19 protein-coding genes, 1 other RNA gene and 1 riboswitch are annotated in these 21,514 nt (G+C 46.0%); of the genes, 18 read left to right on the top strand and 2 right to left on the bottom strand.

The features are described 5' to 3' along the window. The first annotated feature begins 95 nt into the window (after positions 1 to 95). From dinG to RG959_RS01135, 7 genes are all read left to right on the top strand, one after another. Positions 96 to 2,900, top strand: a complete 2,805-nt coding sequence (gene dinG / locus RG959_RS01165; RefSeq protein WP_342795641.1) for an ATP-dependent DNA helicase DinG — start codon at positions 96 to 98, stop codon at positions 2,898 to 2,900. A gap of 51 nt (positions 2,901 to 2,951) precedes the next feature. Then, entirely contained in the window at positions 2,952 to 3,122 is a 171-nt protein-coding gene (locus RG959_RS01160) for a YpmA family protein (RefSeq protein ID WP_242233636.1), read from the top strand. A gap of 16 nt (positions 3,123 to 3,138) precedes the next feature. Beyond that, positions 3,139 to 3,627: a cell wall elongation regulator TseB-like domain-containing protein gene (locus RG959_RS01155; RefSeq protein WP_251270899.1), complete on the top strand. Its 489-nt coding sequence runs from the start codon at positions 3,139 to 3,141 to the stop codon at positions 3,625 to 3,627. Positions 3,628 to 3,646: 19 nt separating this feature from the next. Continuing rightward, a complete protein-coding gene (locus tag RG959_RS01150) occupies positions 3,647 to 4,840 on the top strand; it encodes a pyridoxal phosphate-dependent aminotransferase (RefSeq protein WP_342795640.1) in 1,194 nt (397 codons plus the stop codon). Between the two features lie 95 nt (positions 4,841 to 4,935). Next, a complete protein-coding gene (locus RG959_RS01145) occupies positions 4,936 to 5,622 on the top strand; it encodes a DnaD domain-containing protein (RefSeq protein WP_342795639.1) in 687 nt (228 codons plus the stop codon). Between the two features lie 15 nt (positions 5,623 to 5,637). Next, positions 5,638 to 6,297: an endonuclease III gene (gene nth, locus RG959_RS01140; RefSeq protein WP_242233640.1), complete on the top strand. Its 660-nt coding sequence runs from the start codon at positions 5,638 to 5,640 to the stop codon at positions 6,295 to 6,297. Continuing rightward, complete coding sequence (locus RG959_RS01135; RefSeq protein WP_342795638.1) at positions 6,294 to 6,758, top strand: YpoC family protein; 465 nt, start codon at positions 6,294 to 6,296, stop codon at positions 6,756 to 6,758. The genes nth and RG959_RS01135 overlap by 4 nt, the downstream gene beginning before the upstream one ends. Before the next feature lie 23 nt (positions 6,759 to 6,781). On the opposite strand, the gene RG959_RS01130 is transcribed toward RG959_RS01135, so the two are convergent. Continuing rightward, positions 6,782 to 9,568 carry a transglycosylase domain-containing protein gene (locus RG959_RS01130; protein WP_342795637.1) on the bottom strand — a complete coding sequence of 929 codons (2,787 nt, stop codon included), beginning with the start codon at positions 9,566 to 9,568 and terminating at the stop codon, positions 6,782 to 6,784. Positions 9,569 to 9,593: 25 nt separating this feature from the next. Further along, positions 9,594 to 10,199, bottom strand: coding sequence for a Holliday junction resolvase RecU (gene recU / locus RG959_RS01125; protein ID WP_342795636.1), 606 nt, complete (start codon positions 10,197 to 10,199; stop codon positions 9,594 to 9,596). Between the two features lie 174 nt (positions 10,200 to 10,373). Here recU and RG959_RS01120 point away from each other — a divergent pair, with 174 nt between their 5' ends. The 11 genes from RG959_RS01120 to RG959_RS01070 all read left to right on the top strand — a co-directional run bounded on the left by RG959_RS01120 (position 10,374) and on the right by RG959_RS01070 (position 21,422). After that, on the top strand, positions 10,374 to 10,853 hold the full coding sequence (locus RG959_RS01120; protein ID WP_342795635.1) for an STAS domain-containing protein: 480 nt from the start codon (positions 10,374 to 10,376) through the stop codon (positions 10,851 to 10,853). Between the two features lie 112 nt (positions 10,854 to 10,965). Then, positions 10,966 to 11,193 (top strand): hypothetical protein, encoded by a 228-nt coding sequence (locus RG959_RS01115; RefSeq protein WP_342795634.1) that lies wholly within the window; start codon positions 10,966 to 10,968, stop codon positions 11,191 to 11,193. Positions 11,194 to 11,228: 35 nt separating this feature from the next. After that, positions 11,229 to 11,558, top strand: a complete 330-nt coding sequence (locus RG959_RS01110; RefSeq protein ID WP_342795633.1) for a DUF1798 family protein — start codon at positions 11,229 to 11,231, stop codon at positions 11,556 to 11,558. Positions 11,559 to 11,677: 119 nt separating this feature from the next. Continuing rightward, positions 11,678 to 13,915: a DEAD/DEAH box helicase gene (locus RG959_RS01105; protein WP_342795632.1), complete on the top strand. Its 2,238-nt coding sequence runs from the start codon at positions 11,678 to 11,680 to the stop codon at positions 13,913 to 13,915. An 11-nt stretch (positions 13,916 to 13,926) separates the two neighbouring features. Beyond that, positions 13,927 to 15,150: a ribonuclease H-like domain-containing protein gene (locus RG959_RS01100; RefSeq protein WP_342795631.1), complete on the top strand. Its 1,224-nt coding sequence runs from the start codon at positions 13,927 to 13,929 to the stop codon at positions 15,148 to 15,150. A gap of 304 nt (positions 15,151 to 15,454) precedes the next feature. Next, positions 15,455 to 15,784 (top strand): cell division regulator GpsB, encoded by a 330-nt coding sequence (gene gpsB / locus RG959_RS01095; protein WP_315695443.1) that lies wholly within the window; start codon positions 15,455 to 15,457, stop codon positions 15,782 to 15,784. Between the two features lie 54 nt (positions 15,785 to 15,838). Then, positions 15,839 to 16,234, top strand: an RNA gene (gene rnpB / locus RG959_RS01090) — RNase P RNA component class B. A 90-nt stretch (positions 16,235 to 16,324) separates the two neighbouring features. Further along, positions 16,325 to 18,007: a putative bifunctional diguanylate cyclase/phosphodiesterase gene (locus tag RG959_RS01085; protein ID WP_342795630.1), complete on the top strand. Its 1,683-nt coding sequence runs from the start codon at positions 16,325 to 16,327 to the stop codon at positions 18,005 to 18,007. Between the two features lie 22 nt (positions 18,008 to 18,029). After that, positions 18,030 to 19,166, top strand: a complete 1,137-nt coding sequence (locus tag RG959_RS01080; protein WP_342795629.1) for a THUMP domain-containing class I SAM-dependent RNA methyltransferase — start codon at positions 18,030 to 18,032, stop codon at positions 19,164 to 19,166. A gap of 164 nt (positions 19,167 to 19,330) precedes the next feature. Then, positions 19,331 to 19,430: riboswitch (purine riboswitch) on the top strand. Between the two features lie 106 nt (positions 19,431 to 19,536). Beyond that, positions 19,537 to 20,121 carry a xanthine phosphoribosyltransferase gene (locus tag RG959_RS01075; RefSeq protein WP_342795628.1) on the top strand — a complete coding sequence of 195 codons (585 nt, stop codon included), beginning with the start codon at positions 19,537 to 19,539 and terminating at the stop codon, positions 20,119 to 20,121. Continuing rightward, on the top strand, positions 20,118 to 21,422 hold the full coding sequence (locus tag RG959_RS01070; RefSeq protein WP_342795627.1) for a nucleobase:cation symporter-2 family protein: 1,305 nt from the start codon (positions 20,118 to 20,120) through the stop codon (positions 21,420 to 21,422). The genes RG959_RS01075 and RG959_RS01070 overlap by 4 nt, the downstream gene beginning before the upstream one ends. Positions 21,423 to 21,514 lie beyond the last annotated feature (92 nt).

Raw genomic sequence — 21,514 nt, 5'->3', positions numbered from 1 at the left:
GCGGATGCTTTTGTTTGAATTGATGCCGATAAGCAGGCACCTTTTGCTCTTCTTATGGTAAACTGATAAAGAATTTACTTAAAGGTGTGTTTGCCGTGATCAATGATATACGATTTACCGTGGCAGATTTTGAAACAACGGGCCATTCTTACGCAAGCGGCGGCCGTATTATGCAGGCTGCTTTTGTTGCAGTTGAAAATGGCCGGATTGAAAGTCAGTTCAGCACGTATTTAAACCCGGAAATGCCAATTCCTCCGTTTATTCAGGAGTTGACTGGAATTGAGGATGAAGCGGTTCAGCAGGCGCCTTTTTTTCAGGAAGAAGCAGAGCGGTTTCGGGAATGGTTGGCCGATTCGGTTTTTGTGGCCCATAATGTTTTTTTTGACTTGCCTTTTTTAAACAGCGAACTGGAGGCGGCCGGTTATCCGCCTTTTACCGGTTCTTTTATTGATACAGTAGAGCTTGCAAAAATTGTCCTGCCTGGCTCGGACAGCTATAAACTGGGGGATTTATCCGATCAATTTCGTCTGAGCCACGGGCAGAAGCATCGAGCGGACAGCGATGCCCGTGCAACAGCGGAATTGTTTATTTACCTTGTCGACCGTCTGGAAGAGCTTCCGCTTGTCACAATTGAACAATTGCTGAAGCTGTCAACGGGGTTGAAAAGTGATATTCATTTGCTGCTGTCGCGTATCGCAGCGGAAAAAAAGCAGCGTGTAGAAATGCTGCCAGAGGAATGGACTGTGTACCGGGGACTTGCATTGCGCACAAAAAAACAGCCGGAAAAACGCAAAGCAGATGAGTCGATCTTGTTTCCTCAAACAGAGGAAGAAAAGTGGGAGCTGCTTGCAGGTGCTCCCGGCATGCAAAGACGTCACGGCCAGATGGAAATGATGGAGGCAGTGCAGCACTTTTTCCAAAACAAAGAACATACCGTCATTGAAGCCGGAACCGGAACCGGCAAGTCGCTCGCGTATTTGCTGCCGGCTATTTATGAAAGCCGGCGAAGCGGCCGGCCGGTTGTTGTATCCACTTATACGGTTCTGCTGCAGCATCAGCTGCTTGAACGGGAGCTTGCAAAGCTTGAAATCCTTCTGCCTTTTCATGTGAAAGCCGCCGTACTAAAGGGAAAGCGCCACTATCTGGATCTGTCCCGCTTTGTTCGGTCGCTGCGTGAAAAAGAGCGGAATTATGACCGGATTATCACAAAAATGCAAATGCTTGTCTGGCTGCTTCAAACTGAAACCGGTGACGGCGATGAATTAAATTTATCTTCAGGCGGCGCCCTATTTTGGAAAGAAGTATGCCAGGCAGACGATTATATGAATAAAGCAAAGCAGGCATGGAGAAAGCATGACTTTGCCCGGTATGCGAAGGAAGTAGCAGCCAGTGCAGATATTATTGTTACAAACCATTCCTTTTTAATTGCCGATATGAAGGCGGCAAAGCCGATTTTGGTGCCGGGGAGCTTTATTTTAATCGATGAAGCACATCGGTTCGAACGAGCGGCAAGAGAACGGCTTGGCCGGGAGCTTTCAGTAGCAGACTTAAAGTTTTTTATGGGGAAAATCGGTACAACGGAGGAAAGGCGGCTTCTGTATCATTTAAATCGAATTGAATCAAAGCGTTTTACAGAGCGGCCGTCGGAAAAAATAATGACTGCTGTATCCGCCGTTTTAACGGAGGCAGAAGAATGGCTTGGCGTTGTTTCTGCTTTTTTCGAACGGCAGACATCCCGCATAAACCATGCGAAGCGCCAGCTCGCCATCACTGAGAAAAGCCGGAATATGGCCGGCTGGCAGCAAATCGAGTATGGCGCTGAACGTTTATACAATAAGGTGTCCCGTTTAGTGGAAGTGGTAGAAGAGAAAGTCCTTCCAATTGAAGATATTCGCAAGCAGCTTTCCGCCCGGGATGAACTATATGTGGATGATGCCCTTTTGTTTTTAGACCGGTGCCGAAACTGGAATCAACAGCTGTTTGAACTCGTGTTTCGTCCTGATGAAGAAGAAGTAGTGTGGATCGAGGGCGATGTACGCTCACTGTCCAATACGCTGACCATGCGGACACAGCCCGTTCAGCCGGGTGCTCTTATTCAGTCGTATTTATTGGAAAGGCATCACGTCCTTTTTACTTCCGCTACGCTGACAGTTGAGCAGTCTTTCCAATTCTTTGCACGGGAAATGGGTCTGGAAGCTTTTTCGTACCGGAAACACGTGATTCCTTCACCGTTTGATTATGCGAACCACTGCCGGATTGTCATTCCAAACGATGTGCCGGATGTGAAAGAAACCGACCAGGACACATACGCGCAGGCTGTGGCTGATTATATTATTGCGGCCGCAGAAACAGCAGGCGGACGCATGCTTGTTCTTTTTACTTCGTTTGATATTTTAAAGAAAACACACGATTTTATTCGGGAAACAGAGCTGCTGGCCGAATACGCGATTTTTGCACAGGGCATCACAGGCGGCAGTGTAACACGTCTGGCTAAAAATTTCCGCCAGTATGATAAATCAATTCTGCTTGGAACCGGCGCTCTGTGGGAAGGCATCGATATTCCGGGAGAGGATTTATCTGTTCTGTTTATCGTGCGTCTTCCATTTGCTCCGCCGGATGATCCTTTTGTTGAGGCGAAAAACGAGCAGCTGAAGCGGGAAGGAGAAAATGCATTTTCTGCCTACTCGCTTCCCCAGGCTGTCATCAGGTTCAGACAGGGATTTGGCAGGCTGATTCGCACGGAATCAGACCGGGGAGTAGCAGTCCTGTTTGATCGTCGTGTCCTATCAAGCCGCTATGGAAAAGCGTTTCTCCAATCGATTCCAGATGTTCCAGCGAAAGAGCTCGATATCGCCGGCACAATGGAATTGATCGAAAAGTGGCTTCCAGGAGAAAAATAATTGTATGAAGGCTTATTATTCCTGCTATAATTTGAGCCAGGAGGGATTTTAATGGAGTCAAAGATCGAAGTACTTTCCACGGTGAAAGTAGAGAATAACGGCGATTTGTATAAGCTTGTCGATACGTTGAACCGGACGCTGAAACGGGAGAACTTAATGTTCGGCCTTGCATTGGATGCGGAAGATCAAACAAAAGCTGTTTTTACAATTTACCGAACGTAATGAAGATGTGGTGAATATGCGAACAAATTTTAAAAAGTGGTTATTAATAATCGGAATTCCTTTGCTTCTAATTGCGATTATTGTCGCAATAATGTATAATAATGCACAAAAACCGTATGAAAAAGCCAGAGAGGCTGCTTTAGAACAGCTTCAGGAAAAAGCGTCTCTTTCGCAAATCGACGATGTGTACGTATATAATGGCACAAAAGCGTATTATACGGGTACAGGGAAGGATGAAAGCGGAAAAGATGTGGCGGTTTGGCTCCAGCAAAACGGCAAGTCCGATCCAATCGTCCAGCCGCTCAAAGGCAATGTAACGGAAAAGGAAGCACGCGCTCTCTTCAAGGAGGAAGCGGGCGATGCAGACATTTTATCGCTGACACTTGGCTTAGAAGGCAAAACCCCTGTCTGGCTGTTTACGTTTGAAAATAAAAACGGCCGCTTGAATTATTACTATTTGTCTTTTACAGATGGTACATGGTGGAAAAAGGTTGAAAACATTTAACAGAATGGAGAATGGATTCATGGATGTACAATTAGCAGAACGCGTAAAAGCATTAACCCCTTCAACAACCTTGGCGATTACAGCAAAAGCGAAGGAATTGAAAGCACAGGGTAAAGACGTGATTGGCCTTGGAGCTGGAGAGCCGGACTTTAATACACCGGATCATATTATTGAAGCAGCCTATGAATCGTTAAAAGACGGTCAGACGAAATACACACCGGCTGGCGGTTTAGTGGAATTAAAAAATGCGATTATTGAGAAATTCCAGCAGGATCAGGGCATTACATATAAAGCAAACGAAATTATTGTCACAACAGGCGCGAAGCACGCTCTTTACAATTTATTTCAGGTGATTTTAAACGAAGGCGATGAAGTGATCATCCCGACACCTTACTGGGTAAGTTATCCGGAGCAGGTAAAGCTTGCAGACGGTGTTCCGGTTTATATTGACGGAAAAGAATCCAATGATTTTAAAATTACACCGGATCAGCTTGAAGCTGCTATTACAGAAAAAACAAAAGCTGTGATTATCAACTCTCCATCTAACCCAACAGGCATGCTTTATTCTGCGGATGAGCTGAAAGCGTTAGGAGAAGTGGCCCTCCGCCATAATATTTGGATCGTATCTGATGAAATTTACGAGAAGCTTGTGTACGGCGACAACAAGCATGTATCGATCGCCCAATTGTCTCCTGAATTAAAAGAGCAGACGATTGTGATTAACGGAGTATCGAAATCTCACTCCATGACAGGCTGGCGCATCGGATATGCAGCCGGTAATGCGCAAGTGATCAAAGCGATGACAGACCTTGCGAGCCATTCAACATCTAATCCGACGTCAACAGCTCAATACGGTGCGATTGCAGCTTATAAAGGCACGCAGGAGCCTGTAGAAGTGATGAAAAAAGCGTTTGAAGAACGCTTAAATATTATTCATGCGAAATTAAATGAAGTTCCAGGGGTTACATGCTTAAAGCCGCAAGGTGCTTTTTATTTGTACCCGAATGTAACAGAAGCAGCGTCCCTGACTGGCCATGCGAATGTGGATGACTTTGTGACAGCGCTGCTTGAAGAAGCAAATGTAGCGGTAGTGCCAGGCAGCGGCTTTGGTACACCGGATAATATCCGTCTTTCCTATGCGACATCACTTGAATTGCTTGAAAAAGCAGTTGAGCGGATTGCGGATTATGTAAAATCAAACCAAAAAGGGTAATATCGATTAGAAAAGCGGTCCATTCGGGCGGCTTTTCTTTTTTTCCGTGTCCTAGTATAATATGAAGCATTGCAAAGGGTCGAGGTGGAATGAACATGAAAGAAAAAGAAATGATGATTCGCTGGATGGAACAGGGTGCAACAAGCATTCCGAACGTTCTGTTGGAAAACTACAAGCGGCTGTCCTTAAATGAACAGGAAATGATGGTGCTGCTGCATATTTACGCATATGCGCAAAAACGCATTACTTTCCCGAGCTTTGAAGAGCTGTCGAACCGTATGTCGATGTCGCCTTCTGACTGTGCAGGCTGCGTGAAAAAGCTGATTCAAAAGCAGGTCGTCGCGATCGAACAGGGCAGCCAGACCGGCTATGAGTTTTATTCGCTGGAACCTCTTTGGCACAAGCTGGCTTCCATTTTTGAATCAGATGCGAGAGGCCAGTCGGTGCAGCAGGCTATGGTTGAAGAAAAAGACTTGTACAGTTTATTTGAAGAAGAATTCGGCCGGCCGCTTTCCTCCATTGAATGTGAAACATTGGCGCTCTGGATTGACCAGGATGGCCATGAGCCGCCTCTGATCAAAGCAGCGCTCAGAGAAGCAGTTCTGTCTATGAAATTGAACTTCCGCTATATTGACCGCATTTTATTTGAATGGAAAAAGCAAGGGATTAAAACGGTGGAGCAGGCGCGAGAGCAGGGGAAAAAGTTTCGTAAACCAACTGGAACCGAACAAATTTCCCGTTCTGAGCATGCCGTCCCGTTTTACAACTGGCTGGAGCAGTAAGGAGAATAGATCAATATGCTGAACAAAATCCAAATTCGCCGCTGCCTGGATACATTTGCTGAAATGTTTCCGGACGCACACTGCGAATTAAATCACCAAAATCCGTTTGAGCTGGTCGTAGCAGTCGCACTGTCAGCGCAATGTACAGATGCGCTCGTCAACAAAGTAACCAAAGGGCTGTTTGAGAAATATAAAACGCCGGAAGATTATTTAGCGGTTCCGCTTGAAGAGCTGGAGCAGGATATCCGCTCCATTGGATTGTACCGAAACAAAGCGAAAAATATTCAAAAAATGTCGCGGATGCTGCTGGAGGATTTTGGCGGTATTGTCCCTGACACACAGGATCGGCTTGTTAAGCTGCCGGGTGTCGGCCGAAAAACCGCCAATGTCGTGGCTTCTGTTGCATTTGGTGTTCCCGCTATCGCGGTTGATACACATGTAGAGAGGGTGTCTAAGCGGCTCGGTTTCTGCCGCTGGAAGGACAATGTAACCGAAGTGGAAAACACGCTTATGCGCAAAATTCCAAAGGAAGAATGGTCGGATACACATCATCGAATGATTTTCTTCGGACGCTATCACTGTAAAGCGCAGGCACCTCGCTGTCCAGAATGTCCGCTGCTTGATATATGCCGGGAAGGAAAAAAACGTATGAAGCTTGGAGGCACGCGTGTATGACAGTAAGGATCCCTGAAGAGCTTCGGTATTTTTCAACTGAAAGGGAAGCAGAACTGCCCGAATCCGTTTGTGTATATCCATATTTTAAATATGAATTGGGCGGAGAAAAACCGTGGGAGAGTGAAAAAAGTGGTCTCCCGCTGCTTGAGTCTGCCTGGACAAAGACGGAACAGGCACTTGATGAAAAACAGCGTATACGCAGTAAAGATGTAAAAGAAGAAGTGGATGCGCTGTTGGCCATGTTTTTTATGGCGCTGTTTTGGGTAAACGGACAGCCGGCAGCCCCAGCGCTTTGGAAGGAAAAACAAGCGGATTTTGCGGTAAAGCCGATTAATTTTTTGGAGCGGTTCACTTATATTGATAACCGTCCTTACACATACATGGCTTATCGCCAGCTGATCGAGCTGATGACAGAACTGAAAAAAGCCGCCGCTGTTTACGCAATAAAAAATCCCCGATGAGATTAAACTCATCGGGGATTTTTTTATGGTGTTTCGGTTTGAACGTCAGGTGCTGGTTCAGCTGAACCATTGCCTTGCGTTGTGCCGGTTCCGCCGGTATTTCCACTTGTATTACCATTGCCGTTTCCATTTCCATTGTTACCTGTAGCAGGCGTACTTGGCTGTGGAGTAGAAGGCTCAGGATCTGCTGGAGCCGGATCTGCCGGAGCCGGATCTGCTGGAGCTGGATCTGCTGGAGCTGGATCTGCTGGAGCTGGATCTGCTGGAGCTGGATCTGCTGGAGCCGGATCTGCTGGAGCTGGATCTGCTGGCTCAGGATCCGCTGGCTCAGGATCTGTTGGTTCCGGATCTGTTGGTTCCGGTTCTGTTGGTTCCGGTTCTGTTGTTTCACCACCAGGAACGGTTACAGATGTAGAAGCCGAATCAACACTTTGGCCGTCCACGATGGCTGTGACCGTGATGGAATATGTTTGTCCCGGCTGTCCGCCGCCAAAGACGGTTGAGAAGCCGCCAATCGACTGTGTTTCCAATCCATTTGATACGCTGAAGGATGGACTGCCTTCACCGCTGTAGGACCATGAAACAGACATATTTCCACTCTCGTCTGCGGTCGCCGATAAGCCCGTTACCTCACCGCTGGATGGCTCTTCTTCAGTTTGTTCTTCCTCTTCTATCTGCTCATCTTCTTCCGGTTCTTCTTCCTTTTTCGGAGCAGAACGCTTCGGCTGTTCGCCGCGGACAAATAATTCATATGTTACATCGCTGTCTGAAGCGCCGCTTCCTGCCACAACTGCTGGATTCGATCCTTTGACAATTGGCAGTTCAATGACGCTGTCTGGTTTTTCAAAATCAGGTGTATCTACGTCCTCGGACACTTTCGTCATCAATTCTTTAAACAGCTGTTTTGCAATCTGCTGGCTGTCCTTGGACAAGTACTCATTGCGTTTTTCATAACCTGTCCAAACGGACGCTGTATATTTCGTTGTATAGCCGACAAACCATGAATCTGGAGAAGCGCTGGATGGAATATCGTATTTCTCGCGCTCATCCTGCGTGTAGTTCGTTGTTCCGGTTTTACCGGCCATATGAAGCGAAGGAATATTCGCTGCCGTTCCGGTTCCGTAGTCTACAACACTTTCTAACATATCCGTAACCATATAAGCCGTGTAATCGCTCATAGCTGGTTCGGATTTAATATCATTTTTGACGACTGTGCCGTCTGCGAGTGTAATTTGTTTAACCGTATGCGGTTTGTTGTAAATACCGCCGTTTCCAAATGCAGCATAAGCGCCGGCCATTTGCAGTGGTGAAATACCTTCGTCGCCATCCATTCCGCCAATCGCATAGGATTCAAATTCATTTTTCAAATTGATGCCGAGCTTGCCGGCAAATTCATAAGCGTCGTCAAAGCCGACTTCCTGGAACGTCCGGACGGCCGGTGTATTTTTCGAACGGGCGAGCGCATCGCGCATAGACATCATACCTGCGTAAGAGCCGCCGGCATTTCCAACGGAGCCGCCATTTGTATATTGAAGCGGGCTGTCTTCCACTTGTTCATACGTTGACCATTTTAAATATTCGATCGCTGGGCCATAATCCAAGATAGGCTTAATCGTTGAGCCTGGCTGTGTCCGGTTATCGGTCGCGTAGTTGAAGCCGCGCTCTACTTCCTGATTGCGGCCTCCGCCAATCGCCCGAATCTCGCCGGTTTCAGTATCTGTTAAAACGATACCGGCCTGGAACAGCTCACTCGGGTAGTCAATGTACTCATCGCTGTTTAACAGCTCATACATAAAGTCCTGCGCTTCTTTATCAAGCGTTGTTTCAATCGTCAATCCATCTGTGTAGGCGTTGTAACCCATGTCTTCTACTTCTTCAATCACCTGGTCAACAAAAGCGTCATATTCTTTGTCGACACCTGATTTGTTTACTGGTTTTTCAACAAGGAAATCAGTAATGTTTTCGGATTGTGCTTCATTCATTTCGGATTCAGTAATTTTGTCATGCTGGTTCATAAGAGAGAGAACGACGTCTTTCCGCTTTTCAGCGTTTTCCGGATGGTTAAAGGCATTGTAATTATTCGGGCTTTGCGGCATCCCCGCAAGATAAGCCGCTTCCGGCAGGGTCAGTTCATCTAAATCTTTACCGAAGTAGTAATCAGCCGCTGCTTTAACACCCATTACCGCAGGTGTACCCGACATATAAATTTTGTTAACATACATTTCAAAAATTTCTTCTTTGGAGTATTTTTGCTCCAGTTTAAAGGCAAGATAAGCTTCCTGAGCTTTCCGCTTCAAGGTTTTATCAGCTGTCAAGAAAGACATCTTAACAACCTGCTGGGTAATCGTACTGGCCCCTTGTGAGCCAAAGCCGTTTGTCACGTTTTTCACTGCTGCACCGGCAAGGCGCATCGGATCGATTCCATGATGGTCAAAGAAGCGGCTGTCTTCCGTTGCGATAAAGGCATCACGGACCAAAGCAGGAATATCGTCATATTTCACATATTCACGGCGTTCTGCACCAACATTGGTCAGCAGTTTGCCGTCATCCGTATTAATTTTTGATGAAATCGGATCTTTTAGAAGTGATTCATCAATTTCCGGTGTATCTTTTACGTAATAAGCAAACAGTCCTGCACCACCGATCAAAACGAGTAAAGCAACTAAAAGCAGGCCGAGAAAAACCCGTTTGAAAATCGAACGTTTTTTGTTCGAAGGTGATTTGGCTGGTTTTGCTTTTCGTTGTGCGCGGGCCGGCTTTTTCTTTTGCAGGTTCCGCTTTTCAGTTCTTGATTTGTATTCGCCAGACATGTGTCTCTTTTCCTCACTTTCAAAATTAAAAGTATACATCTTCCACGGCATCCAAAAATGGAATGCGCGGAGAAAAGCCCAGTTTCAGCTTCGTACTGCAGCTGGTGAGCTCTGCTTTTGTAATAGACTTGCGGCCGCCGTTATGCATACGTTCCCAGAAAGCATTCAATGCATGAAACGGCAGAAAAAAGAGCTCGTCCGTTCTAGAAAAACGGATAATTACAAAAGCGATACCGCCATGCTCGTCCACTTGTTTCATGTGGGCAATTTGGTGGGCGTGAAAGTTTTTGAGCGGAAACGACGTTTCACTGTTCGTTTCTTTCGCTTCAAAATCAATATACTTTCCTTTATAAACCCCATTGTAATCTGTTGTAGAAGCCTGCCTGAAATAAGCTTCCTTAATGACAGCCGCGCTTCTGGCTGGATAGTCGACCCGTACAATTTGAACGGGAACAGGTTTTTTGTGAATGACCGCCATATTTTGGCTCAAATAATACGCATTCGTTTCGTTAATATCGTCTTCAAGCGTCATGCCGCGGTTTGAAAAAACAGGATTCTTGTTCTGCTGCTTTGCCTGGGACGATTGAGCGGGCTGCGTATATTCTTTTCCATTCGGATAGCGGATCGCCATCTCATTCCCTCCTCTTGAATCCAATCAATATCATACCACATGAGCGAACAAATCGCCTGTTTGAAAAGACATATTCCTTTATGCCTTTTTCCGGGAGCAGAACATTGAAAAGCGACAGTCATTCGGCTAGTATATTAAGATAAATAGAATCATGATAAAAGCAGGAGATGTGCAATGAAAAAAGAAGCCGAAGAGATTGGAGCTCTTCAAGAAGAAATACGAGCTTTAAAAGAGGAGCTGGCCGAATACAAGCAGTTAGTGAAGGATGTGTCCGCTCCGATTATTCCGTCTATTATCCCAGAAACGATATTAGTACCGCTGACCGGGAAAATGTCGCAGGAACGATTTGAGCTTATTATTTCTGCACTGATGGATGCATGCTACGAAAACGAAATAGAAACCGTCATTATTGACTTTACAGCAATTACCAAAAAAGAAATTGAAGAAACCGAGCTGCTTGGGCAGTCCATCGATCAGCTCGTTGGTTCGTTAAACTTGATGGGTGCTGAAACATTTTTAGTCGGATTTACACCAGCGTTCACACAGGAGCTTATGCGAAGCGGCATGCGGATTCGTTCGGATTTGAACACGTTTTTAACGTTCCGTCACGCGCTTCAGTTTTTAATGAAGAAAAAGGGCATGACTTTTGCGTAAATTGTCGGATTGCCACTTTCTTTGCCGTGTGTTCACTAGTTTTGTCAAGCAGGAAGGAGATCTTCTTCCTGCGGCGAATTTTACTAGTCAACAAAGCAAAGGGGTGACGGGAATGACAAAGCAAGAGTGGATGGAAGAGCTGGCACAATTGGAAAAAGATACATTGGAGCTTGAGCAGCGATTGAAAATGAGGGTGGCAGACGAACGAAGCCGCAAAATTGCCGGCTTTCGCATCCACGCGGAGCGGATTCATAACCGTTTGCTTCTAGTGGAAGAAGGAGCACGCTTTTTGTGCGGGGATGTAGTAATGCCGCTGAAGCCAGCAGCTGGCTCAATATGAAATGAGGGTAGAACGTGTCTTTAGGCGATCAAACAGTGAAGTTACGGGAATTAATTGAACAAGCGAAAGCTATTTTTGAAGCAGGCCGCCAAACAAAGGAACCGGCTGATTTTTTCAAAACTGTAAAGCCGTTTGCAGACCAGGTAGATGCTGCAGCGGACGCTTGGGAACAAGCGGCGCTTTCGTATTTAAAAGAGCATCCGCAAAAATACGTGCATGCTGCCCAGATTATCCAGGCAGCTGATAACGCCCGGCGGGTTGGTGCTCATGCCCATTTTTTTGATACAGGAAGAGCAAAGTTTATTCAATCGGCAGATTCAGCCCTGTATGTGCTTGAATCGCTTTATCATAACTTAGAAGAATAAAGGGCGCATTCAAGCGTTCTTTTTTTTGCTTTTAAAAAGATCGTTTGTTCGATAAGATAGAAGGAAAGAAACCGATTTTTAGGATCGAAAGCAGCAGGAAAAGAGGTGCCAGCAGGGCAATGTGGAAAAAAACACTTGTAGAGATGATTGAAGAGCTGCGGCAGGATGAAAATGTCATCCACTGGCATGAATTGGAGCCAGTAGAAGCAAAAACACGTCCGATGCCAGCTTTTTTGGATGAGCGGCTGAAAAGGGCACTGGAAGCATGCCGAGTGCGCGAGTTATACACCCACCAATATTCAGCTTTAGAAGCTGTGCAAAAAGGAGAAAATATTGTAGCAGTGACCCCGACCGCTTCGGGCAAAACGCTTTGTTATAATCTGCCTGTCCTGCAAAAAATTGCGGAAGATTCAACAAGCAGGGCTCTTTATTTGTTTCCGACAAAAGCACTGGCACAGGATCAAAAAAGTGAATTAAACGAAATGATTGCCGAAATGGGTGCCGATATTAAAAGCTTTACTTATGATGGAGATACATCGCCGACGATCCGCCAAAAAGTCCGGCAGGCGGGGCATATTGTGATGACCAATCCTGATATGCTTCATTCGGCTATTTTGCCAAACCATACAAAATGGGTCAGTTTGTTTGAGAACTTAAAATATATCGTCATTGATGAACTGCATACGTACCGCGGTGTATTCGGCAGCCATGTTGCGAATGTGATTCGCCGCTTGCTGCGTATTTGTGCTTTTTACGGAAGCAGCCCGCAGTTTATTTGTACGTCTGCCACGATTGCCAATCCGAAAGAACTCGCTGAAGCGTTAACGAATCGGCCGATGCGGCTGATCGACAACAATGGAGCACCACGGGGGCGGAAGCACTTTGTTTTTTATAATCCGCCGGTTGTGAATGAACCACTGAATATTCGTCGTAGTGCAACTGTTGAAGTAAACCGCCTGGCGCAGGAATTTTTAAAAAATAACATTCAAACGATTGTGTTTGCGAGAAGCCGGGTTCGGGTTGAAGTGATTCTAAGTCATATTCAGGAACTGGTGAAGCGGGAGATCGGCCCGAAAACGATTCGCGGCTACCGGGGCGGCTACTTGCCGAAGGAGCGGCGTGCGATTGAGCAGGGGCTTCGAAGTGGAGAAATTTTAGGCGTGGTCAGCACGAACGCGCTGGAGCTTGGCGTTGATATTGGACAGCTGCAGGTCTGCGTGATGACCGGCTATCCGGGCAGTATCGCAAGCACTTGGCAGCAGGCCGGCCGTGCCGGGCGGCGTCATGGTGAAGCAGTCATCATTATGGTGGCAGGCTCGGCGCCGATTGACCAGTATGTCGTGCAAAATCCGGATTATTTCTTTGAGCGTAATCCTGAATCAGCCCGCATTAATGCCGAAAATTTAATTATTTTAGTCGATCATTTAAAGTGCGCAGCGTACGAGCTGCCGTTTCGAGAAGACGAACTGTTCGGCCCGATGGAGGTAGGCGAAATCCTGGAATATTTGCAGGAGGAGCGGGTTCTTCATTACAATGGAGGCAAATATCACTGGTCTCATGAATCATTTCCGGCGACCAATATTTCTCTTCGCTCGGCTGCACAGGAAAATGTCGTTATTGTTGATCAGACTGAAACAGCTAATGTAAAGATTATCGGCGAAATGGACCGGCTCAGCGCGATGACGCTTTTGCACGATGAAGCGATTTATTTGCACGAAGGAGTGCAGTTTCAAGTAGAAAAGCTGGATTGGGAGCACAAAAAAGCATACGTCCGCCAGGTGGATGTGGAATATTATACAGATGCTAATTTGGCGGTTCAGCTGAAAGTACTGGAAATAGACCGGACGCGGGAGCAATCGCTTTCCTCTGTTCATTACGGTGACGTCACGGTGAATATATTGCCGACCATCTTTAAAAAAATTAAATTGACGACTTTCGAAAACATTGGCTCCGGGCCGATTACACTGCCGGAAGAAGAAATTCATACGAGTGCAGTCTGGCTGGAGCTTAAAATCGATGAGCCTGAAAAATCACTGGAACATTTGCTCATGGGCATTGCGAACGTTCTGCATCATGTGGTTCCCATCCACACAATGTGCGACCGGAGTGATATTCACGTCGTTTCACAAATTAAAGCGGCCCATACAGGACTGCCGACTATTTTTTTATATGATCATTATCCGGGCGGCATCGGTCTTGCAGAAGATGTGTACAAGCGGTTCGATAGTGTCAAGGCGGCGGCCATTGATTTGATTCGCAGATGTCCGTGTGAAAACGGCTGTCCTTCCTGCGTTGGCATGGGGTTTGAAGGAATGAATGTGAAGCAAAAAAGCATTGAGCTGCTCAACCGGTTTTAAGGGGGCTAACAATGAGTTTAATGAAAAAGCTGCAGCGGCAGAAAAAGCATATTGTACGTGATGGGGAAAAACCGGCTGCTAAAAAAGTGGAAGCACCAAAAGAGATTCGGCATTGGGAGACGTGGAAGGCAGCGGGAGCCGAGCTGTTTGAATTTGAAGGGGAATATTGCATCACGCGTGAAACGCACCATCCGCTAGACACGCTCCACGGCTTGTATACATTTAGCGAGGCGCAAAAAACGATTGCACAGTGGTCATCTTTTAGTGGACATCATCCACTGTCGGCTAAAGGATTTCATCCATCTGATTTATACTTCTTTGACATTGAGACGACCGGGCTCAGCGGTTCAGGAAGTGTTATTTTTTTACTTGGAACAGCGCGCATTCATGACCATCAAGTGACGGTTAAGCAATTTTTTCTCCCTTCTCCAGGCAATGAAACGGCACTGTATGCGAAATTTCTACAGGAAACCGACTATACGACCTTGGTAACGTACAACGGAAAATCATTTGACTGGCCGCAGGTAAAGTCACGTCATACGTTTGTACGCGAGCGGGTGCCGGCACTGCCGGCTTTTGGGCATTTTGACCTTTATCATGCATCCCGCCGGCTTTTTAAGCATACAATGGATTCGGTTAAGCTTGTCAATGTAGAAAAAGAGCACCTCGGACTCGAACGGGTGAATGATGTTCCCGGCCATCTGGCACCGATTATTTATTTTGATTTTATCGATCGGGGAGATCCAGAGGGTGTCCTGCAGGTGATGAAGCACAACGAGCGCGACATTTTAAGCTTAATTACTTTATATACGCATATCAGCCGTCTCGTGCTTGATGAAGAAGGAGGAAGTGATGACCAAACGACTCTTGAGGTAGGGAAGTGGTTTGAAGCATCAGGAAACCGTGCGGCAGCAAAAGAATCCTTTCAAAACGCTGCGAAGAGCAGCCGGGACGACGTCGCTTTAGATGCGGCGTTCCGGCTTGCGATGCAGCTGAAAAAGGAACATTCTTTTGAAGCAGCGGTGCAGCTGTTTACCCGTGTCCGTCAGGCTGGGGCGGACCGCTCCATCGAAGCAGCCGTTGAGCTGGCCAAGCTGTATGAGCATAAATGGAAAGATGTTCCGATGGCGGTAAAGGAAACCAAATGGGCCCTGCAGCAAAAGCAGGAAAACCCGGCAGTCGAAGCCGCTCTGTTACACCGTTTGTGCCGGCTTGAAAAAAAGTTGTCGAAATAACGCGAAAATGACTGTCATATAGTTGTAACTTTTTTAAAAACACCGTAAAATGATAAATGGTTGTTTTTGAGATAAACTATAAATATGGGGTGAATGACAGGTTGTATCGTGCAATTCTATTTTTATTTTTCGTGTTTGTCGGCTTAACTGCATTCGTATTAACAAACTTAAAAGATAGTTTTTACGCATTGTTATAAGGAAAGAAAAAAACCTCTTGGCTGCCTGCTTTCCGATTGACAAACGACCCTGTTTTTGAAACAATTAATGAAAAATAGGCAGGATTCGATGAAGGTGGTGCAAGGCAATGTTGTCGGATAAACTTAAGTTAACGGGAAAAGATATCCTGGAAAAAGAATTTAAAACATCGATGCGGGGCTATAGCCCGGATGAAGTAGATCAATTTTTAGACCTTGTCATAAAAGACTATGAAGTATTTCAGCAGGCAATTGAAGAGCTGCAGCAGGAAAACTTGCGCTTGAAAAAAGAAAACAGCACGATTTCAGCACGGAAGCCGATTCCGGAAGCGCCAATTCGCCAGCAGCAGCCGGCTCCGGGATCAACCAATTTCGATATTTTAAAACGCTTATCGAATTTGGAACGCCACGTTTTTGGCGACCGTCTCCATAATGAATAAATTACCATTGCGAAATCTCGCGGTTTCTTTTATAATAAGGAACGAAATCGAATAACGTTTGGGTAATCGCTGTGAGTTTTGTGCTCGCAGAGGAAAGTCCATGCTCACACAGTGCTGTGATGCCTGTAGTGATCACGCCTGGCGAAACCATAAGCCAGGGCAGCAATTTATTTTGCTGACGGCAGGGAAAACACCTACGTCCTTCTTGGATATGGTGTGAATACCTTGAAAGTGCCACAGTGACGTAGCTTTGCTAGAAATGGCAAAGGTGGAACGAGGTAAACCCCGTGAGTGAGCAACCCAAATTTTGGTAGGGGCACTTTCCGGACGAAAACGAACGAATGGAAAGGTGAAACATATAGGTGTTTCGCAGATAGATGATTGCCACCGGAGTACGAGGCCATACCCTGGCCGTTTGTAGTACAATGGTACAAAACATGGCTTACAGAACGTTATTCAGGGTTTATGAAATCTAACTAACACAGCTCTCCTTTATAGGGGAGCTTTTGTTCTATTTGGCGGGGGAGCTGACTCCTTTTTATGAAGGATTATCCAAAACAAATTAATGAATTAATCGTTAACTACATCCGTGAAGGCGTGATGGTTACGGATAAAGCGGGTGTCATTTTATTTGTAAATCCAGCGTTTCAAGTAGTGACTGGCTACAAAGCAGAAGAAGTGATTGGAAAACAGCCGAGCTTTTTACAGTCAGGCCTGCACAATCGCCCATTTTATGAACAAATGTGGAAAACCATCACACATAAAGGACAATGGAGCGGTGAAATATGGAACCGGCGCCGCAACGGTGAGCTTTATCCAGAGTGGCTGACCATTTTGGCCGTGAATGATGACCAAGGAAAAGCGGAACACTATGTGGGTATTTTTACCGATATTTCCGATCAGCGCTCGGCAGAAGCAGAAGCAAAAAGACTGGCTCATCAAGATGCTTTAACGGGAGTGGCCAACCGTTATGCGTATTATACGCGAATGGCTTCTGTTATAGAAACTTCTCAAACATACAATCAAAAATTAGCTGTATTTTTACTTGATTTGGATCGTTTCAAACAAATTAACGATACGTTCGGTCAAAAAGCGGGAGACAAGCTGCTGGTGGATTTAACCAGCCGCCTGAAACGGCTGCTTGGCAATAAAGATATGATCGCCAGGCTTGGGGGAGATGAATTTTCTCTTACACTGACCCATATCCATCACGAACGCGAAGCTTTTCAGCTGGCGGAAGCGGTTATTTCCTCTTTTTCTACTCCTTTTCATATTGCAGGGCAGGATATTTATATCTCAACCAGCATGGGCATCAGTTTTTTTCCTGAAGATGGCCGTGACGTGGAAGCGTTAATTCGGCATGCAGACAAAGCGATGTACCATTCTAAACAAACAGGACGGAGCCGTTTTTCGGTTTACCGTGAAGAGATGAATGAGGAAATGAAAGAAGCCCTGACCATGGAAATGGAGCTGCGCCGTGCCATTGAGCGAAATGAATTGGTGCTTCATTATCAGCCGCAGGTTGATGCAGTTTCTAAAAAGGCAGCGGGTGCAGAAGCGCTGCTTCGATGGCATAATAAGCATTACGGCGATATACCGCCTGCTGTTTTTATTCCGCTGGCAGAAAAAACCGGCCTGATTATTCCGATTGGAAAATGGATTATAAGGCAGGTATGCCGTGATTTACATACATTCAGCCGACATGGGTTTACCGATTTACCGATTGCGGTAAATATATCGGCTTTGCAATTTTTACAGGATGGATTTGTGGAAACCGTCCAAGCTATTTTATATGAAGAAAATATTCTGCCGGAGCGCCTCGAACTGGAGTTAACAGAAAGTACCGTTATGCCAGATGCACCGTCTTCAATCCAAAAGCTGGACCAGTTAAAAAAGCTCGGCTTCCGGTTATCCATTGATGATTTTGGGACAGGATATTCGTCGCTCAGTTATTTGCGCCGATTTCCTATTGACCAGCTGAAAATCGACCGAAGCTTTATTCAGCTGATGGATGAAGACGAGGATGATGCTTCGATTGTGGAAGCCATTATTACGATGGCGCATCGCCTTCATTTGAAGGTTGTGGCCGAAGGTGTTGAAAACGAGCGTCAATTTCGGCTGCTGCAGGAAGAGTCATGTGATATCGTTCAAGGCTATTTTTATTCAAAACCGATTTCTTTATCCGAGCTGATCACTTTTTTACAAAATGATTGGCCGAAATGAATCGATACGAAAAGAGGATGTTATGTATACATTAATCGCAACTGCTGCGATGGGACTTGAAGCCATCGTAGCCAAAGAAGTAAAAGATCTTGGATACGAACCGAGAACAGAAAATGGAAAAGTGTATTTCGAAGGAGATGCCGCTGCGATTGCACGCTGCAACATGTGGCTGCGTACAGCTGACCGTGTAAAAGTGGTTGTGGCTGAATTTTACGCCAAAACATTTGATGAGCTTTTTGAAAAAACAAAAGCGCTTCGCTGGGAGGACTACCTGCCAAAAGACGCCTCGTTTCCTGTACAAGGGAAGTCCGTTAAATCTACCCTGTTTAGTGTTTCTGACTGCCAGGCGATTGTGAAAAAAGCCATTGTGGAGCGGTTAAAATCCGCTTATCACGTGGAAACGTGGCTGGCTGAAACAGGAGCGCGTTTTCCGCTTGAAGTGGCTCTTTTAAAAGATAAAGTAACCCTGACAATTGACGCAAGCGGTGCCGGCCTGCATAAGCGCGGCTACCGGACCGGGCAGGGGGAAGCGCCGCTGAAAGAAACGCTGGCCGCTGCCCTTGTCAAGCTGACAAATTGGTATCCTGACAAGCCGTTTGTAGACCCGTTCAGCGGCTCTGGTACTATCCCGATTGAAGCGGCACTGATCGGCCAGAATATCGCTCCAGGATTTAACCGCGAATTTATTTCCGAAGGATGGGACTGGATCGGCGGGAGTATTTGGGATGAAGTAAGAACGGAAGCAGAAGATAAAGCGAATTACGATCAGCCGCTTGATATCGAAGGGCTGGATGTAGATCCGAAAATGGCCCGGATTGCCGAAGCGAACGCGTTCGAAGCCGGTCTGGGCGATTTGATCCGGTTCCGTACAGAAGATGCAACGAAATTTCAAACCGACAAGGAATATGGTGTAATTGTTGGCAATCCGCCGTACGGAGAACGCCTCAGCGACCGTCCGGGCGTTGAAAAGCTGTATGCTGATTTAGGACGTGCTTTTAAGCCGCTCGATACGTGGTCCATTTATGTATTGACGTCTCATGAAGGATTTGAAGAAGTATATGGCCGTCCGGCTACGAAAAAACGCAAGCTGTTTAACGGATTTATCCGCTGTGATTACTATCAATACTGGGGCAAACGCCCGCCTCGCCACGAAAGTTAATCATCGAAAAAGCCTTTGACTATTTTGCGGTCAAAGGCTTTTTCTGCTCTATAAAATGCCTTGCGGTGAGAGTGTGTGAAAGGAAAACGAATAATCAGAAAACAAAAAAATAAAATGTTCGTGTTTTGTATTGATTTTCTCAAATGATATGCTATTATAATGATTATCAACTAAACATATTCACTCATATAATCGCAGGAATCGGCCTGCAAGTTTCTACCGGACACCGTAAATGTTCCGACTATGAGTGAACAAGAGAACGGACCCGTCTGTTCGCAGCCTGAAGGCATTGTTCACTCTTTTTTGAGGAATACGTTGCGCTTCAGGCTTTTTTATGCCTGAAGACGAATCAAAGGAGGAAATCTACACCATGAAGCGTCTTCATGAAAAAATGGAACAGGACGGACGCGTGCTTTCTGAGCACGTTTTAAAAGTAGATTCGTTTTTGAATCACCAGATTGATCCGCAGTTAATGAAAGAAATCGGAGAAGAATTTGCCCGGTTGTTCGAGGGAGCAGGAATCACAAAAATTCTCACATTGGAATCGAGCGGGATCGCTCCATCTGTGATGACCGGCCTTGTGTTAGGGGTGCCGGTTGTGTTTGCACGCAAGCGCCAGTCTTTAACGATGACGGATGATTTGCTGACGGCGGATGTATATTCTTTTACAAAAGAAACAACCAACCGGATTGCGGTTTCTCAATCTTTCGTGAGTGAAGACGATACAGTGCTTATTATTGACGACTTTTTGGCAAACGGCCAAGCAGCGCTCGGCTTAATGGATATTGTAAAGCAGGCAGGAAGCAAGATTGCCGGAATCGGCATCGTGATTGAAAAGTCGTTCCAGGACGGACGAGCTTTATTGGAAAAAGAAGGCGTACGGGTAGAGTCACTTGCCAGAATCGAATCTCTTCATGATGGAAAAATTCAATTTAAAGTGGAGGTACACCAATGAAACCGACACGTTTAAAAACCGCTTCGCTCGGTATTCAGCATGTGTTAGCGATGTATGCAGGAGCAGTGATTGTGCCGCTGATTGTAGGCGCAGCGGTCGGTATGACGCCGGCTCAGTTAACGTACCTTGTCTCAATTGATATTTTTATGTGCGGAATTGCGACGCTTCTTCAAGTATACCGCGGCAAATGGATCGGCATCGGCCTGCCAGTTGTACTCGGCTGTACCTTTACCGCTGTCAGCCCGATGATTGCCATCGGGACGGCAAATGGCGTTTCCGCTATTTACGGCGCGATTATCGCTTCTGGTATTTTCGTATTGGTCATTGCCCCATTTTTCAGCCGGCTTGTCCGCTTTTTCCCGCCGGTCGTAACGGGTTCCGTTGTAACGATTATCGGTGTTACCCTTATCCCAGTAGCGATGAACAATATGGGCGGCGGACAGGGAAGTCCTGATTTCGGCTCTGCCGAAAACCTTACGCTTGCGTTTGCGACGCTTGCTGTCATTATTGTGATGTATCGCTTTTTCAAAGGATTTGTCCGGTCGATCTCTGTTTTGCTTGGGCTGCTGTTTGGAACGCTCCTGGCATTCTTTATGGGAAAAGTCGATTTCTCAGCTGTCACGGATGCTTCGTGGTTCCATTTGATTCAGCCGTTTTATTTTGGAACACCGTCATTTGAATGGACAGGCATTTTAACGATGATTTTAGTGGCGATGGTCAGCCTCGTTGAATCAACAGGCGTGTACTTTGCTATTTCAGATATTTGTGATAAAAAAGTAGCAGAAAAAGATTTAGCCAAAGGATACCGTGCAGAAGGACTGGCGATTGTACTTGGCGGTATTTTTAACGCTTTTCCGTACACGGCTTTTTCACAAAACGTCGGGCTCATGCAGCTTTCAGGCGTAAAATCACGCAGCGTCATTTTCTATACAGCCGGCTTTTTAATCATCCTTGGACTTGTACCCAAAATCGGCGCTTTCACAACGATTATTCCATCTAGCGTATTAGGCGGCGCGATGGTCGCGATGTTCGGAATGGTTGTTGCGCAGGGCGTTAAAATGCTCGGCCGCGTTGATATGAATGCGCAGGAAAACTTACTTATTATTGCTTGTTCGGTCGGTCTGGGTCTTGGCGTAACAGTAGTGCCGGACTTGTTTAAAGGTCTGCCAGGCGGCCTTCAAATCCTGACAGGCAACGGCATTGTAGCCGGCAGTATGACAGCGATCATCCTTAATATCGTATTTAACGAATTAGGCCGTAAAAAAGCATCGGCTTCTGTAGTGGAAAACAAAGTTTCGTAATAAAAAACTCTCATGTTTTAAAGACGTCATCTTCATTTCTTTCGATTAAAAGAAATGAAGGTGGCGTTTTTTTGTATGCAAAAAAACGTTAA

This window comes from Domibacillus sp. 8LH (genome assembly GCF_038806185.1).
Taxonomy (GTDB): Bacteria; Bacillota; Bacilli; order Bacillales; family Domibacillaceae; genus Domibacillus; species Domibacillus indicus_A.
This window is presented reverse-complemented; position numbering and strand designations above follow the sequence as displayed.